Below are 15017 nucleotides of genomic sequence, written 5' to 3'. Positions count from 1 at the left end.
CGAAACAGGTGGTGCGGCCATCGCTGGCAAGCCAGCTCCTACAGGTTTTGCGTGGATTTCGAACACACACAACCCTGTAGGAGCCTGGCTTGCCAGCGATGGCATTTTCAAGGTCAGCGCAACATCAGAACCCCGGCGCAATCTGCCCTTTGTAGCGGGTCAGGATGAACTGGCGCACGTCATCGGAGTTCAACGCCTTGGCCAGTTTTTGCAGGCCCGGGTCGTTGATGTTGTCCGGGCGGGCCACCAGGAACTCGATGTACAAGCTCTTGCCCTTCTCGACGATCAACGCACTGTTGGTGTCGATCCCCGCTTCCAGCGCGTAGTTGGCAAACACGAACGCCAAGTCCACCTGACTCACCGAGCGCGCCAGCAAGGCACCTTCCAGTTCACGGATTTTCAGGTGCTTGGGGTTTTCGGCGATGTCCCGTTGCGTCGCCAGGGTATTGCTCGGGTCCTTGAGTTTGATCAACCCAGCCTCGTGCAGCAGCACCAACGCGCGACCGGTGTTAACCGGATCGTTAGGAATCGACACAGTGGCGCCGTCCTTCAGCGCGGAGATGTTTTTGATTTTGGTCGAGTAGGCGCCGAACGGTTCGATGTGCACACCGACCACCGGCACCAGGTCGGTGTGGCGGGTTTTGTTGTAGTCATCGAGAAACGGTCGGTATTGGTAGTAGTTGGCGTCGAGGTTTTTCAGCGCCAGTTGCTGGTTGGGCTGGATGAAGTCGGTGAAGACCTTGATGTCCAGGTCCACGCCCTCCTTGGCCAGGGTCGGTTTGACGAATTCGAGGATTTCCGCGTGCGGCACCGGCGTGGCGCCGACGGTGAGTTTTTCGTTGGCGTGAACGCTCAGCGAAACCAGGGCAGCCAGAATGGCCAGGGTCTTTTTCATGTTGTGCTCCTAGGCAGATCAAGTGGCCGTCGTGGGGCGGACGTGGGGCCGTTATTTTGGTTTTAAAAAGATTTGTTTATCGATGGCTGTAGCGCGCCACCAATCGGTCGCCGCTCATTTGCAGGGCCTGGACCAGAATCAACAGCAACACCACCGTGACCACCATCACATCCGTCTGGAAACGCTGGTAGCCGTAGCGGATCGCCAGGTCACCCAGACCACCGCCGCCAATCACTCCGGCCATCGCCGTGTAATCCACCAGCACAATGGCGGTCACCGTCACCGCGGCCAGCAGCCCTCCACGAGCCTCGGGCAGCAAGGTGAAACGGATGATTTGCCAGGTGTTGGCGCCCATGGCCTGGGTCGCTTCAACGACACCGCGATCGACTTCGCGCAACGCGGTTTCCACCAGTCGTGCGAAGAACGGCGTGCAGCCGACCACCAGCGGCGGAATGGTCCCCGGCACACCCAATGACGTGCCCACCAGCAACGTGGTCAGGGGAATCAGCACGATCAGCAAAATGATGAACGGCAGCGAACGCAGCATGTTGACGATGACCGACAGCACCCGATAAACGCCGACGGCTTCGTGCAATTGGCGCTTGCCCGTGAGGAACAACAGCACACCCAGTGGCAAACCCAGCAGCACGGTAAAACCGAGCGCCGCGCCGAGCATGCTCAGGGTATCGAGGCAGGCCTGGCCGATGTCAGCCCAATAAATGTTCTTGAATAATTCGGCCATGATCACGACCAGTCGTGACGCGGCGGTTTAACGCCGTTGAGCAGCCAGTTGCCGACCACGTGGTACTTCCAGCGCACCGGGTCGTGCAGGGTGTGAACCCGGGCGTTGCGCCAGTGGCGGTCGAAGTTGTGCTTCTTCAGGGTCGAGCGGGTACCGCCGAGTTCGAACAGTTTGTTGGTCGCTTCGATGGCGATTTCGGTGGTCAGCACCTTGGCCTTGGCGACGGCCAGGGACGCGCGGGCGACATTGTCTTCATCGGGTGCCGGACGTGCCGCATCCAGCGCCCGACCGGCTCGTTCCAATAAGGCTTCGGCGGCGTCCAGGCGAATGTCCAGGCCACCGACCTGAATGATGGTCAGCGGATCTTCGCTGGCCTTGTCCACGCCCGCATCGATCCATGGCCGGGCGAATTGCTGGACGAAGGCGACGGTGTCGCGCAGGGCGGCGCGGGCGATGCCGGCGTCGATGGCGGCGGTGGTCAACTGGGCGAACGGGCCGGCCAGGGTCGGACTTTCATAGGAGCGATAAGTCGGGAACAGGTTGAACGCCGAGACGTGCAGGTCTTCAGCCAGCACCGTGCCGCTGGACGTGGTGCGCTGACCGATGCTGTCCCAGTCGTCGACGATCACCAGGCCTTTGGTACCGCGTTCGACGAACGCCAGTTGGCCCTTTTGTTCGTCATCCAGCGCCAGCACCGCGAGCCAATGGGCATAGAGCGAACCGGTGCAGTAACCCTTGCGCCCGTTGATGACATGGCCGTCGCCGTAACGGCGGATGGTCGCTTGAATGTCTTGCACATTTTTGCCGCCGGTTTCCGACAATGCATTGGCAAAGCGGTGACCTTGCAGCGCCAGCGCGAAGAAATGCGCCTGCTGCTCCGGGGTGCCTTGCAGGCGGATGTCTTCCAGCAGGCAGTAGTGGTTTTGCGGGATCTGCCCCAGGGACGGGTCGGCTGCCGAAATGATGGCGATGACCTGCGCCAGCACCGCGTAGGACACCTGCGCGCCACCGAATTCCCTGGGCACGCTAATACCCCACAAGCCACTGTTGGAATACAGATCGACGATCTCGGCAGGCACCTGACGCGTGCGGTCGCGTTCGGCATCTTGCTCCAGCAGGATTGCGGCAACCTGCTCGGCGACGCGCAGCGCTTCGGCTTCATCGGCGATGCGGTGGGCGGCCGGCGGGTTTATCGGATAAACGGCAGATTGGGACATACAAGACTCTCGATAACAGTGTTTATCGAGGGTCATTGCAGCTTCTGTGCCTGACTGCGAGAGCCTGTGTTATCGGGGGTTTCACGGCGTTTTCGCAGACCTTTTGATGATAGAGCCCAGCAATCTGTTGCTTCACTGTTGATGGCTGAACAGCAGTGATTAGCCCAGCAACCGCCGCCGCAGGCTGCGATCTGTTGGTGAACTTGGAACATCCTGAAGATCAAATCAAAAGATCGCTGCCTTCGGCAGCTCCTACAATTGTCCGGCTGGAGAGCGATCTTCAATCCACAATAAATCAGGGAGAACGATCATGAGCGTCAATCCCATTCCAGAGGGTTATCACAGCATCACCCCGTACCTGGGCATCAAGAAAGCCGCCGACGCCATCGACTTCTACAAGAAGGCCTTTGGCGCCATCGAAGTCATGCGCCTGTCCATGCCCGACGGCGGTATCGGTCACGCTGAACTGCGCATCGGCGATTGCCCGATCATGCTCGGCACGCCGTGCGATCAAGGACCGTTGAGCAACCCGGACAACTCGCCGTCCGTGGGCCTGCATCTGTATGTGACCGATGTCGACAAGTCTTATAAACAGGCGATCGACGCCGGTGGCACCGTAGTGTCCGAGGTCAAGGACCAGTTTTACGGCGATCGTTCGGGGACCTTGAAGGATCCCTACGGCCATCTGTGGTTTTTGGCCACACGCAAGGAGGATCTGACTCAGGAACAGATCGAACAGCGGGCCAAGGAAATGTTTCAGCAGGGATGAGTCCTTTGGTGCTTGATCTGCCGTCATCGCGGGCCCGCTCCCACAGGAACAAAAAATCCCTGTAAGAGCGGGCTTGCCCGCGATGCCGTCCTGGATTTTTTGCGCTGAGCCCATTTTTCTCTGGTCGACCTACGTCCCTCGCCACAGGTCCCATCTGTCTCCAGACTTTCTCAAGTGAATACATGAAGAAAGTCCGAACTCAGCTGAACACGAAACATTTTCTTTCATATCCCCCTTCGGGATTTCACGTGCTCATCCGTCTTATCTAGATGCAGTCCTGTCGCGTAGGCAAAAGCCACGGCCGGACTTTCGTCGACCTCATCGCTGCGAAGCCCGTAGCAGAGGCCTTCTCATCGAAACAAGACCTTAATCATGTCGAAGAAATCCCGTTCAAAACTCTGGTTTCTGGTTCATAGCTGGCTGGCGCTGCCGATCTGGTTTTTCGTGCTGATTGTCTGTGTGACCGGCACGCTGGCGGTGGTCAGTCAGGAAATCGTCTGGCTGGCCAACCCGCAAATGCGCGCCAGCCAGCCGTCGGATGACGCGCCGCGGCTCAACTACGACCAGCTCGTTGCCGCAATAAAAAAGGCCGAACCCCGGATTCTGGTCGAAGACATCAACCGCCCCGATGAGTCGCACTTCGCGCTGGACGTGCGGGTCAGCTACCCCGACGGTCGTTCGACGACGGTCTACGTCAACCCGTACACCGGCGTGATTCAAGGCCCGGCCCCACAATTCAACTTCCAGGCCTTCACCCGCGCCCTGCACGGTTGGTGGCTGGTGCCGTTCACCAACGGTTACAGCTGGGGCTGGTACCTGGTGTCGTTCCTCAGTTTGCCAATGCTGGCATCGCTGGTGACCGGGCTGGTGGTTTACAAGCGATTCTGGAAAGGTTTCTTGCGCCCGACCCTGCGGATTCGCCATGGCGCACGGATTTTCTGGGGCGATTTCCACCGTCTCAGCGGCATCTGGTCGATCTGGTTCATTGCGGTAATTTCCGTCACCAGCACCTGGTTCCTGATCGAAGCGTTTATGTTCGACAACCAGATTTCGATCTCCACCGCACCGGTCGCCGCCGTGGTCCCGCGTGAAAGCGTGCCGCTCACCGCCGACGGTTCGCCAGCGCCGATGATCAGCCTGGAAGCTGCGATCCAACAGGCCAAGGAACGCATTCCCGGTCTCGACGAGAGTTTTGTCAGCCTGCCCGCCAACGCCTACAGCTACCTGTCGGTGGGCGGGCGCAGTTGGTATCCGTTGATTTACCAGACCGCCGACATCAACCCCTACACCGGCGACATCGCTGTCACTCGCCTGTTGTCGGATCGCTCGGGCCTGGAGTTCGTCACCGAATCCATGCGTCCGCTGCACACTGGTGATTTCGGTGGCCTGTGGATCAAGTTGATCTGGTTCTTCTTCGGTCTGCTGCTGAGCATGATGGTCCTCAGCGGCCTGTTGATCTGGACCAAGCGCACCGCCCTCGCTACGGCCAACGCCCTCAAGCGCAGCAACAAACGCCCACGCAACGAGACGGTTCCGGCCACTGGCGCTGAAACCACGGAGGTCAGCCAATGAGCCTGTTCGCTGCAGAAAAGCCGGCCTCGAAACTGAGCCGCTTCTGGCACAAATGGCGCTTCCACATCAATGTCCTGTTGTTGCTGGTGCCGCTGGGCTTCATGCCCAAATACTTCGCCGACGCCGCGCTGTTCCGTGGTGACACCGGGTTGGGTGAACGGGAAATCGGTGAAGTGCAGGTCGGGCCGTGGAGCGTTCGCCTGGCCGAATTGCGCAACGAAGCACCACGGCTCGATGGTCCCGCCGGCTACATGAAAAACTTCAACGCCGCGCTGTGCGACAGCTGCCGCGATCAGGTCAAGGCGACTTACCTGCGCATTGGCAAGCCACGCAGCCTGCGCGCCGCCGGGGTAATTTTCTTCGGCACGCCGTACCGCATGGGCGCCATGGTGCCGATCCCGGAAAAAACCAAAGCCGACGCCGAACTGTGGATAACCATGGAAGGCTGGGACGGTTCCATGCATCAGGCATCCATTCCTCTGGGCCAGGCCTCCCCCGCCACCCTCGCCTGGCTGAGCACGCAAGGAGGTAAACCATGATCAACACTACTCGCCAGCTGAGCGCCGCATTGCTGGTTTTTTGCGCCGGTTTCAGCGCCAGCGTCCTGGCCCACAACCCGATGTGCGAATGCAAAGCCATCGACGCCGAGCAGATCAAATGCACCGGCGGGTTCTCCGACGGCAGCGGCGCACCGGGCGTGACCCTCGATGTGATCGGCTACGACGAAACCATTCTGGTCCCGGGCAAGCTCGGCAGCGATTCGACCCTGACCTTCAAGAAGCCCGGCGCTGAATTCTATGTGTTGTTCGACGCCGGTCCCGGCCACGTGGTCGAGATCGACCAAGCGGACATCGAAGCGCCATGAGTACGCCAACCACACAAGTCGTACGCCCGGCCGGAGCCGGTCATGAAACCCTCTACGTGCTGTTGTTGTGCCTGATCATCCTGGCGGTGGCCGGTTCGGTGGTCGCCTGGCGCGGCGAATCTCAGGAGGTGAGCAGCGTCAACAGCCACCAACTGGATGCGCGCCGCGACCTCAGCGCTTCCGAGCAAGGCATCTACGCCGACCTGCGGGTGACGCTGGACGAGATTCACTTACTGCGCCAGGAACAGCAAACCCTGCCGACACCCGAAGCACTCGCCGAGGAAGGCTTTGCACCGTTCGCTCAGGACGCCAGTTCGGTCAGCCGCGGCGGTCATGCCTGGCAGTTGCTCGACGCCAAGGCGTATTTCGGCCAGAGCCAGACGCCAGCCGTCGCCGGTTCTTTTCTGATGCGTTTGACCGCCGGCGACGATGCGCCGGACGTCTGGCTCAATCGCACCGCCGACATCAAAGCCCCGGCCGACCTCACTGACGCCGCGCTCGAAAGCGCTGGCTGGCAGCAGATCGTCGCGCAGTTCGATGCCGGCGTGACCCGCCAGCACCGGCACTGAACCCTCGCCTTCACCCGAGAGAAGACCGCTTTCCCATGCCCATTTCATCTCTACGTTCTGTTATGCGCCTGACACTGGTCGGCCTGCTGGCCTGCCTGCTGACTCCCCTGGCCAGCGCCGACGAGGCCAAGCGCCTGCGCATCGGCATCACCCTGCACCCTTATTACAGCTACGTGGCGAACATCGTCGGCGACAAGGCCGAGGTGGTGCCGCTGATTCCGGCCGGTTTCAACCCCCACGCCTACGAGCCGCGCGCCGAAGACATCAAGCGCATCAGCGGACTGGACGTGGTGGTGCTCAACGGCGTCGGCCATGACGACTTTGCAGACCGCATGATCGCTGCCAGCGAAACGCCAAACGTGCCGGTGATCGAAGCCAACGAAAACGTACCGCTGCTGGCCGCCACGGGGGTGGCCGCGCGCGGTGCCGGCAAAGTGGTGAACCCGCACACCTTCCTGTCGATCAGCGCCTCGATTGCCCAGGTCAATAACATCGCCCGGGAGCTGGGCAAGCTCGACCCGGCCAACGCCAAGACCTACACCGAAAACGCCCGCGCCTACGGCAAACGCCTGCGCAAGATGCGCGCCGACGCCCTGGCCAAACTGACCCAGGCGCCGAATGCCGAACTGCGCGTCGCCACGGTGCATGCTGCCTATGACTACCTGCTGCGCGAATTCGGCCTGGAAGTCACCGCCGTGGTCGAACCGGCCCACGGCATCGAGCCGAGTCCGAGCCAGCTGAAAAAGACCATCGATCAACTGCGTGAACTGGACGTGAAAGTGATCTTCTCGGAGATGGATTTCCCGTCCACCTACGTCGACACCATCCAGCGTGAATCCGGGGTAAAGCTGTATCCGCTGTCGCACATTTCCTACGGCGAATACACCGCCGACAAGTACGAAAAGGAAATGACCGGCAACCTCAACACCGTGGTGCGGGCGATTCAGGAGTCAGGGGCATGACATCCAAAGAAACCCTCCTGGCTGACACCGAATCCGCTGTAGGAGCAAGCTTGCTCGCGAAGGCGTCCGGTCAGTCAGCATCATCGTCAACTGAAACACCGCAATCGCGAGCAGGCTCGCTCCTACAAGGAGTGGGGCCGACGCTGGATTTTTCGGAGGTCAGTCTGACGTTGGGTCGCACGACGATCCTCGACAAAGTCACTTTCCAAGTTCAGCCCGGCAGCGTGCATGCACTGGTCGGCCCCAACGGTGGCGGCAAGAGTTCGCTGATCAAGACTTTGCTCGGGCAAATGCCGCATCAGGGACGCTTGAGCCTGCAATGGCCTGGCGAACCCGGCACGATCGGCTATGTACCGCAAGCGCTGGAATTCGACCGTGGCCTGCCGATGACCGTCGACGATTTCATGGCTGCGATGTGCCAACGGCGTCCGGCGTTTCTCGGTCTGAGCAAGCACTACGCGGCAGCGATTGGCGAAGCGCTGGAACGCGTCGGCATGCATGACAAGCGCAAACGGCGCATGGGCGCGTTGTCTGGCGGTGAACGGCAGCGCGTGCTACTGGCGCAAGGGTTGATCCCGGCGCCGCAATTGCTGGTGCTGGACGAACCAATGTCAGCCCTCGATGAGGCCGGCATCCAGGTGTTTGAACGTTTGCTCGGCGATTGGCGCGCGGCGGGCATCACCGTGCTGTGGATCGAACACGATCTGGAAGCGGTCGGTCGGTTGGCCGATCACGTCACCGGGCTCAATCGCCGGGTGCTGTTCGACGCCTCGCCACAACAGGCGCTGACCCCGGATCGTCTGCTGACGCTGTTTTCGACCCATCCACGGAGCCTTGCCTGATGAGTTACGAAGCCTTTCGTTTGATGGTTCAGGGCTGGGCCTCGTCGGGCTACCTGCCCGAGGCGTTGGCCTATGGATTCGTCGTCAATGCGTTACTCGCCGGACTGCTGATCGGCCCGGTGCTAGGCGGTTTGGGCACGCTGGTGGTGGTCAAGCGCTTCGCATTTTTCTCCGAAGCGGTGGGGCACGCGGCGCTGACCGGCGTGGCCATTGGCATTCTGCTGGGTGAACCGTATACCGGGCCTTACGGCAGCCTGTTCGGCTACTGCCTGCTGTTCGGCATCTTGCTCAATTACCTGCGCAACCGTACCGGTCTTGCTCCGGATACGCTGATTGGAGTGTTTCTCTCGGTGTCCCTGGCGCTGGGCGCGAGCCTGCTGCTGATTCTGGCGGGCAAGATCAACGTGCATATTCTGGAAAACGTGTTGTTCGGTTCGGTGTTGACGGTCAACGGCAATGACCTGTTGGTGCTGGCGATCGTCGGCTCGCTGGTGATGGCGCTGGCCCTGCCGTTGTACAACCGCATCATGCTCGCCAGCTTCAACCCGCAACTGGCGGCGGTGCGCGGGGTGGCGGTGAAGACGCTGGATTATTTGTTCGTGATTCTGGTGACGCTCATCACCGTCGCCGCCGTGAAAGTCATCGGTGCGATTCTGGTCGGCGCTCTGCTGGTGATCCCGGCAGCGGCCGCGCGTTTGCTCAGTCAATCGCTGAAAGGCTTTTTCTGGTGTTCGGTGCTGATCGCCACGGTGAGCACGCTGTGCGGGATTCTCGCACCCATCGTCTTCGACCTGCCGATTCCGTCCGGTGCCGCGATCATTCTGGTGGCCGGTATCGCCTTCGCCCTGGCCGCCATCGCGCGCGGCGTCGTCCCCAGCCTGAAAGGGAACCTTGGATAAATGTCATTTTCTCTGCGACAACTGACTCTCGCCGTGGCCTTGTGTGTTCTGGCCAATGCCTCGTTTGCGGCGGACGGCGCCAAACCGTTGCGCGTATTAGCCTCCTTGCCGATCACCTACGGACTGGGCGAAGTGCTGCTCAAGGGCACCGATATCAGCCTCGAACGCGCGGCGCCGGCGAACCTGCCCGGCAGTCGCCAGACCGCTTACTTCACTGGTCGTGGTGCGCCGGCGCTGGCGAAACTGGCGACCGACGCCGACGCCGCGATTGGCCTGCGCTCGCTATGGGCAGATGACCCACTGTACCCGATCTCCCGACGCAGCAACATCCGCATCGTCGAAGTCGATGCCGCCCGTCCGGTGGACGGCGCGCTGCCCGGCATTGCGGTTCAACCGGGCAACAAGGTCGATGGTTTGAACAGTCAGCCGTGGCTGTCCAGCAACAACATGGGCCGCATGGCCGATGTGATGGCAGCGGACCTGGTGCGTTTGGCGCCTGCGGCCAAGCCTGTCATAGAAGCCAACCTGGCGGCGTTGAAACAGCGGTTACTCAAGCTCAGTGCTGACAGCGAGGCGCGTCTGGCGGCGGCAGATAATCTCAGTGTGATGAGCCTGAGCGATCACTTCGGTTACCTGATCGGTGGGCTCAATCTGGAGCTGGCAGGGCTGGATGCGCGGCCGGATGCCGAGTGGACGCCTGAGGCACTGAAGTCATTGGGGGCAACGCTCAAGGACAATGACGTGGCAGTGGTGCTGCATCATCGCCAGCCGTCTGATGCGGTGAAAGCCGCGATTACCGAAGCCGGCAGTCGGTTGGTGGTGTTGAGTACCGATGCCGAGGATCCGGTGGCCGAGCTTGAAAGGAATGTGGATTTGGTGATCAAAGGCTTGAGCGGCTGATCACCGAATTCCACCTACAAATTCTGTATTGCACTCAACCTTCAGAAATGAAAAAGCCCGCTGACTGTCTCCAGTCCAGCGGGCTTCTTTTTGCAAAATACTTAGCGGGCTATCGCCTGCCCATCCATCTTCTGCCGCAGACTCAACGGCCGCATATCCGTCCAGGTTTCTTCGATAAAAGCCAGGCACTCTTTCTTCAGCCCGCTCTTGCCCACGGTGCGCCAGCCTTGCGGTACGGCTTTATAGTCGGGCCAGATCGAGTATTGCTCTTCGTGGTTGACCACGACCTGAAAGAGGATGTCCTCGCGGTCGAATACTGACGTCATGTTGTCTCTCCATCGTTGTAGGGTGGGCTGCACGCTGCGTGCAGCCGCTATGTAAAAGGAACGTTTCGAGGGCCGGAAAATTTAAAGATTGGCAGTGGCTGCGGCCATGGCGCGGCCGAAAATCTCCGCGACCTGGTCGATTTCCCCGGCGGTGATCACCAGCGGCGGCAGGAAACGCACCACGGCGCCATGCCGGCCGCCCAGTTCGAGGATCAAGCCGCGCTTGAGGCATTCGCGTTGTACCAGCGGCGCCAGTCGTGCAAAAACGGGCGGATGATTCAGGACATCCAGTGCGCCGTCTGGATCAACCAATTCGACACCGAGCATCAGCCCTCGACCGCGAATGTCCCCCAGTTGCGGGAAGTCCCGTTGCAGGAGGCGCAGGTGCTCACTCAGACGTTCACCCATCGCGGCGGCGTGTTCGCAAACCTTGTGTTCGATCAGGTAGCGCATCACCGCGGAACCGGCAGCCATGGCCATCTGGTTGCCACGGAAAGTCCCGGCGTGAGCGCCCGGCAACCAGGTGTCGAGCCAGTCGCGATACACCACCACAGCCAAGGGCAGGCTGCCACCGATGGCTTTGGACATCACCACCACGTCCGGAATGATCCCGGCATGCTCAAAGGCAAACATCTTGCCGGTGCGGGCAAAACCGCTCTGGATTTCGTCGACGATCAGCGCCACGCCAGCCTTTTCTGTGATCCGGCGCAAACCGCGTAGCCAGTCCAGATCGGCCGGGACCACCCCGCCCTCGCCCTGCACCACTTCAACGATCACCGCCGCCGGCAATTGCACGCCAGCCTCCGGGTCGTTGAGCAGGTTTTCCAGGTAATTCAGATTGGCCTTCACCCCTTGCGCACCGCCCAGTCCGAACGGGCAACGATAGTCGTAAGGGTACGGCATGAACTGCACGCCGCTGCTGAGCAAGGCACCCAAAGGCTTTTTCGGCCCGAGGCTACCCATCAGGCTCAGCGCGCCCTGGCTCATGCCATGGTAGCCGCCCTGGAATGACAGCACGGTGCTGCGGCCAGTGGCGGTGCGCACCAGTTTCAGCGCGGCTTCCACGGCATCGGTGCCGGTGGGGCCGCAAAACTGGATTTTCGCTTCAGCGGCCAGTGCCGGGGGCAGCAGGCCGAACAGGTCCTGCACGAATTGGTCCTTGACCGGCGTGGTCAGGTCCAGGGTATGCAGCGGCAGTTCATCGCTCAGCACTTGCTGGATCGCTTCGATCACCACCGGATGGTTGTGCCCCAGGGCCAGGGTCCCGGCACCGGCCAGACAGTCAATGAACGTGCGGCCTTCGACGTCTTCAACATACAGCCCCTTGGCACGCTTGAGCGCCAGGGGAATGCGTCGCGGATAGCTGCGGGCATTGGACTCCTGCTGGTTCTGACGGGCGAGCAACGGCGATTCGTTGAACTGATAAAGCGTCTCGGCCGGTACCGGAGTGTTCCGGACCGACTGAACTTCCACAAGGCTGGTAGCGACTGACATCTCTCGACCCCTCAATAAGGTTTTCCTGTTGTGGAAACGCATCAGGGCGCCGGGGATTTAGACCCGCGATCGGCTTTCTATGACGGTGGCACCAGGCCCTTGTGCATGGGAATGGCATGCAGCCCCGCGACCATAAAGGTTCGGGCGCATGGCTCGTAACCCAGATGTCGATAAAACGCTTCGCTGGTTTTGGTGCTGTTGAGTCGTACCTGGCGCAGGCCTTGAGCAATCAACCAGCCTTCGAGGTCTTGCACCAGCGCCTGCCCGGCCCCTCGACGAAACCATTCCGGCTGGACGTAACAGAACGCCAGCGTGCCGTTGGTCGCGGCCATTGCAACGCCAACCGGTTTGTCCTGCAGCAGGGCGATGTTCAGGTACAACCGCGGGTCGGTCAGCCAAGGCTGGATGTGCTCGATGGTTTTGTTATGTGTCCAGGTGGCAACGATATTCGGATCGTTGCGATGGTCGAGCGCGCAGCCGACGCGGATCGAGCGTTCGATAATTCGACTGATGATTCCGGCGTCCGCCGGGGTTCCCTTGCAGGTGTGTACGGATGCTTCCATGGCGCGGTCACCTCAATCCTTTGAGTATGAGGAACGATAGTCGTGGGAAGTCCGGTCAGCCAATGGCGAGAAGTTACATTTGATGTGCAACACGAATTCTGTGGGAGCGGTCTTACCCGCAATGGCGGCGTAACAGTCAACATGGATATTGAATGTCGTGGCCTCATCCCGGGCAAGCCCGCTCCTACAAGGTTTGTGGTGTTTGTCAGGCCGGTTGCAGCGGCATGGTCAATTCAACCCGCAAGCCATCCGGCCGGCTGTCGAAATGCAGCGTGCAACCGCAACGCTGGACGATGGCCTGGACAATCGCCAGGCCCAGGCCGCAGCCGGTGCTCTGGCCGTTGCGCCAGAAACGTTGGGTCAGGTGTTGCAAGTCGTCCTCGGCAATGCCCGGACCATGGTCGCGCACCACGAAGCGCGCACGATTGCCGGCGGTTTGCAGGCTCAGCTCCACTGTTCCGTCGCCGGGGGTATGGCGCAGGGCGTTATCGAGCAAATTGCGCAGCGCGGCGATCGATAGCACCGCGGGCATTTTCACCGGCGCGTGAGAGAACTTGTCCTGCACTTCGAACTTGATGCGCTGGCGATCACCGCCGGCGGTGTCCTGGATCGCCAGTCTGGCCACCTGCTCGGCGCTGCATTGCACGCCGTCATCGAACGACAGACTGCCCTCGACCCGCGCCAGCAGCAGCAATTGCTCAAGGGTGCGATGCAACCGGTCGGCGCCCTCCTCGGCCCGAGCCAGGGATTGATCGCGAGCGACACCGTCCGTCATGCGCGCCACTTGCAGGTGGGTTTTGATCGCGGTCAGCGGGCTGCGCAACTCATGGGCCGCGTCACCGGTCAGGCGGCGTTCGCGTTCAATGGTCTTGCCAATGCGCTGGAACAGCTGGTTCTGCGTCTCCAGCAACGGTTGCAATTCACTGGGCAACGGCTGGACCTGCAAGGGTTCCAGCGAGTCGGGGCTGCGGCGCATCAAGGCATCGCGCATCCGGTTGAGCGGTGCCAATCCCTGGCCGATGCCTAGCCAGAGCAGGCACAGGCAACCGAGCAACGCGACGCCGACCGGCACCGAGGCCGCGAGCAGGATCGACATGTTCAAGGCCTCACGCTCAATCTGCCGGTCGGCAGTGGTAATCCGCAAGTCGCCCCTGGTCAAGGTGAAACTGCGCCACGGTGCGCCGTCGATCATCTGATCGTGGAAGCCCATTTTCTCAGCCTCCAGGGGTTGCCCCGGATCGCTGTGGCTACGGGCGAGGATTTCCCCGCGCAACGAACTGACCTGACAGGCCATGCCGCCGGGGATGTTCAGTTGTTCGGCGCTGAAATGAGTGCCCTCGCCCTTGCTCGGTAACGGCGGCAATTGCTCCATCAACCCGGCGACCATCCGCGCCGACGCCACCAGACGCTGGTCGAGGGAAAACATCATTTGATTGCGCAGGTCACTGAGCATCCAGGCCGCCGCCAGCGCCCAGATCAGCGCAAACGCGGTGCCGAGCGTCAGGCTCAGGCGCAAACGCAAACTCATCACTTCGATTGATCTCCGCCATCGGCCGGGCCCAGGCGATAGCCCAGACCGCGCACGGTCTCGACAATGCCGTTACCGAGTTTGCGTCGCAGGTGATGGATGTGAACGTTAAGGGCGTTGCTTTCCAACTCGTCGTTGAACCCGTAGACGCTGTCCTTGAGTTGCTCGGTGGACAGCACACGGCCACGGTTATGCAGCAAGGCCTGCAACAGCGATTGTTCGCGACGCGACAGGTCAACCGGTTGCCCGGACAGGGTGGTTTCGCGGCTGCTTGGGTCGTAAGTCAGCGCGCCGTGTTCGATCAGGTTGACGCTGCGCCCCGCCACTCGGCGCAACAGGGTGTGCAAGCGTGCGGCCAGTTCACGCAGATCGAAGGGCTTGAGCAGGTAGTCGTCAGCGCCGGCCTGCAATCCGTTAACGCGGTCAGTGACCGAATCCCGGGCCGTGAGGATCAGCACCGGCAGCTCCAGGCCGTTGTGGCGCAATTGCTGCAACAGCTTGAGACCGTCTTCATCGGGCAGGCCGAGGTCGAGCACCATCACGTCGAACTCCGCGACCTTGAGCATCGCCCGGGCAGCGGACGCCGTGGCGACGTGCTCCACGGTCAGCCCTTGGGCGGTCAGGCCGGCGACAATGCCGCTGGCGATCAGCTCATCGTCTTCGCAAACGAGTACATGCATAGCGAGCTCCGCAGCAGGAAAGCGTCAGTCAAACAATCCAGGATTAAGGCTTAATTATGGCAAGTCGACGGGTAGCCGCAAAGCACTCGTTTCCAGGCTGAAGCGCCGATCGCCAGACAACTATTTACTTTGAAATAGCCACTCCCGAATTTTTTAAAAAAGAAACATAGAACAAACACCTGAACAATTTTCGA

The 15017-nt window shown here is 60.9% G+C and carries 17 protein-coding genes; 9 read left to right on the top strand and 8 right to left on the bottom strand.

What is annotated here, in order from left to right:
• Positions 1–124: 124 nt before the first annotated feature.
• From ABVN21_RS04505 to ABVN21_RS04495, 3 genes are all read right to left on the bottom strand, one after another.
• Positions 125–895, bottom strand: coding sequence for a MetQ/NlpA family ABC transporter substrate-binding protein (locus ABVN21_RS04505; protein WP_339556213.1), 771 nt, complete (start codon positions 893–895; stop codon positions 125–127).
• A gap of 76 nt (positions 896–971) precedes the next feature.
• Positions 972–1637, bottom strand: coding sequence for a methionine ABC transporter permease (locus tag ABVN21_RS04500; RefSeq protein ID WP_047527298.1), 666 nt, complete (start codon positions 1635–1637; stop codon positions 972–974).
• Positions 1638–1639: 2 nt separating this feature from the next.
• A complete protein-coding gene (locus tag ABVN21_RS04495; protein WP_339556212.1) occupies positions 1640–2854 on the bottom strand; it encodes an SfnB family sulfur acquisition oxidoreductase in 1215 nt (404 codons plus the stop codon).
• A gap of 310 nt (positions 2855–3164) precedes the next feature.
• On the opposite strand from ABVN21_RS04495, the gene ABVN21_RS04490 reads away from it, so the two are divergent.
• The 9 genes from ABVN21_RS04490 (at position 3165) to ABVN21_RS04450 (ending at position 10232) form a co-directional block, all read left to right on the top strand.
• Positions 3165–3623: a VOC family protein gene (locus ABVN21_RS04490; protein WP_339556211.1), complete on the top strand. Its 459-nt coding sequence runs from the start codon at positions 3165–3167 to the stop codon at positions 3621–3623.
• A gap of 372 nt (positions 3624–3995) precedes the next feature.
• Positions 3996–5195: a PepSY domain-containing protein gene (locus ABVN21_RS04485; RefSeq protein WP_339556210.1), complete on the top strand. Its 1200-nt coding sequence runs from the start codon at positions 3996–3998 to the stop codon at positions 5193–5195.
• Entirely contained in the window at positions 5192–5734 is a 543-nt protein-coding gene (locus ABVN21_RS04480; RefSeq protein WP_339556209.1) for a thiamine pyrophosphate-binding protein, read from the top strand. The genes ABVN21_RS04485 and ABVN21_RS04480 overlap by 4 nt, the downstream gene beginning before the upstream one ends.
• Positions 5731–6060 carry a hypothetical protein gene (locus tag ABVN21_RS04475; RefSeq protein ID WP_339556208.1) on the top strand — a complete coding sequence of 110 codons (330 nt, stop codon included), beginning with the start codon at positions 5731–5733 and terminating at the stop codon, positions 6058–6060. Before ABVN21_RS04480 ends, ABVN21_RS04475 begins: the two co-directional genes overlap by 4 nt.
• Positions 6057–6629: a DUF6162 family protein gene (locus ABVN21_RS04470; protein ID WP_339556207.1), complete on the top strand. Its 573-nt coding sequence runs from the start codon at positions 6057–6059 to the stop codon at positions 6627–6629. The genes ABVN21_RS04475 and ABVN21_RS04470 overlap by 4 nt, the downstream gene beginning before the upstream one ends.
• A 35-nt stretch (positions 6630–6664) precedes the next feature.
• A complete protein-coding gene (locus ABVN21_RS04465; RefSeq protein WP_339556206.1) occupies positions 6665–7591 on the top strand; it encodes a metal ABC transporter substrate-binding protein in 927 nt (308 codons plus the stop codon).
• Positions 7588–8433, top strand: coding sequence for a metal ABC transporter ATP-binding protein (locus ABVN21_RS04460; RefSeq protein WP_339556205.1), 846 nt, complete (start codon positions 7588–7590; stop codon positions 8431–8433). The genes ABVN21_RS04465 and ABVN21_RS04460 overlap by 4 nt, the downstream gene beginning before the upstream one ends.
• A complete protein-coding gene (locus ABVN21_RS04455; protein WP_003226663.1) occupies positions 8433–9332 on the top strand; it encodes a metal ABC transporter permease in 900 nt (299 codons plus the stop codon). Before ABVN21_RS04460 ends, ABVN21_RS04455 begins: the two co-directional genes overlap by 1 nt.
• Positions 9333–10232 carry a zinc ABC transporter substrate-binding protein gene (locus tag ABVN21_RS04450; protein WP_339556204.1) on the top strand — a complete coding sequence of 300 codons (900 nt, stop codon included), beginning with the start codon at positions 9333–9335 and terminating at the stop codon, positions 10230–10232.
• A gap of 101 nt (positions 10233–10333) precedes the next feature.
• Here the strand turns inward: ABVN21_RS04450 and ABVN21_RS04445 are convergent, their stop codons facing one another.
• The 5 genes from ABVN21_RS04445 to ABVN21_RS04425 form a co-directional block, all read right to left on the bottom strand.
• A complete protein-coding gene (locus ABVN21_RS04445; protein ID WP_339556203.1) occupies positions 10334–10558 on the bottom strand; it encodes an MbtH family protein in 225 nt (74 codons plus the stop codon).
• A gap of 81 nt (positions 10559–10639) precedes the next feature.
• Entirely contained in the window at positions 10640–12052 is a 1413-nt protein-coding gene (locus ABVN21_RS04440; protein WP_339556202.1) for an aspartate aminotransferase family protein, read from the bottom strand.
• 77 nt (positions 12053–12129) lie between these two features.
• Positions 12130–12615 carry a GNAT family N-acetyltransferase gene (locus ABVN21_RS04435; RefSeq protein ID WP_339556201.1) on the bottom strand — a complete coding sequence of 162 codons (486 nt, stop codon included), beginning with the start codon at positions 12613–12615 and terminating at the stop codon, positions 12130–12132.
• Between the two features lie 205 nt (positions 12616–12820).
• Positions 12821–14146 carry an ATP-binding protein gene (locus tag ABVN21_RS04430; protein ID WP_339556200.1) on the bottom strand — a complete coding sequence of 442 codons (1326 nt, stop codon included), beginning with the start codon at positions 14144–14146 and terminating at the stop codon, positions 12821–12823.
• Positions 14143–14823, bottom strand: coding sequence for a response regulator (locus ABVN21_RS04425; protein WP_339556199.1), 681 nt, complete (start codon positions 14821–14823; stop codon positions 14143–14145). The genes ABVN21_RS04430 and ABVN21_RS04425 overlap by 4 nt, the downstream gene beginning before the upstream one ends.
• Positions 14824–15017: the final 194 nt, after the last annotated feature.

Source organism: Pseudomonas sp. MYb327, assembly GCF_040438925.1.
GTDB lineage: Bacteria > Pseudomonadota > Gammaproteobacteria > Pseudomonadales > Pseudomonadaceae > Aquipseudomonas.
Note: the sequence above shows the minus strand (reverse complement) of the source record. Positions and strands in the feature narration are given on the sequence as shown.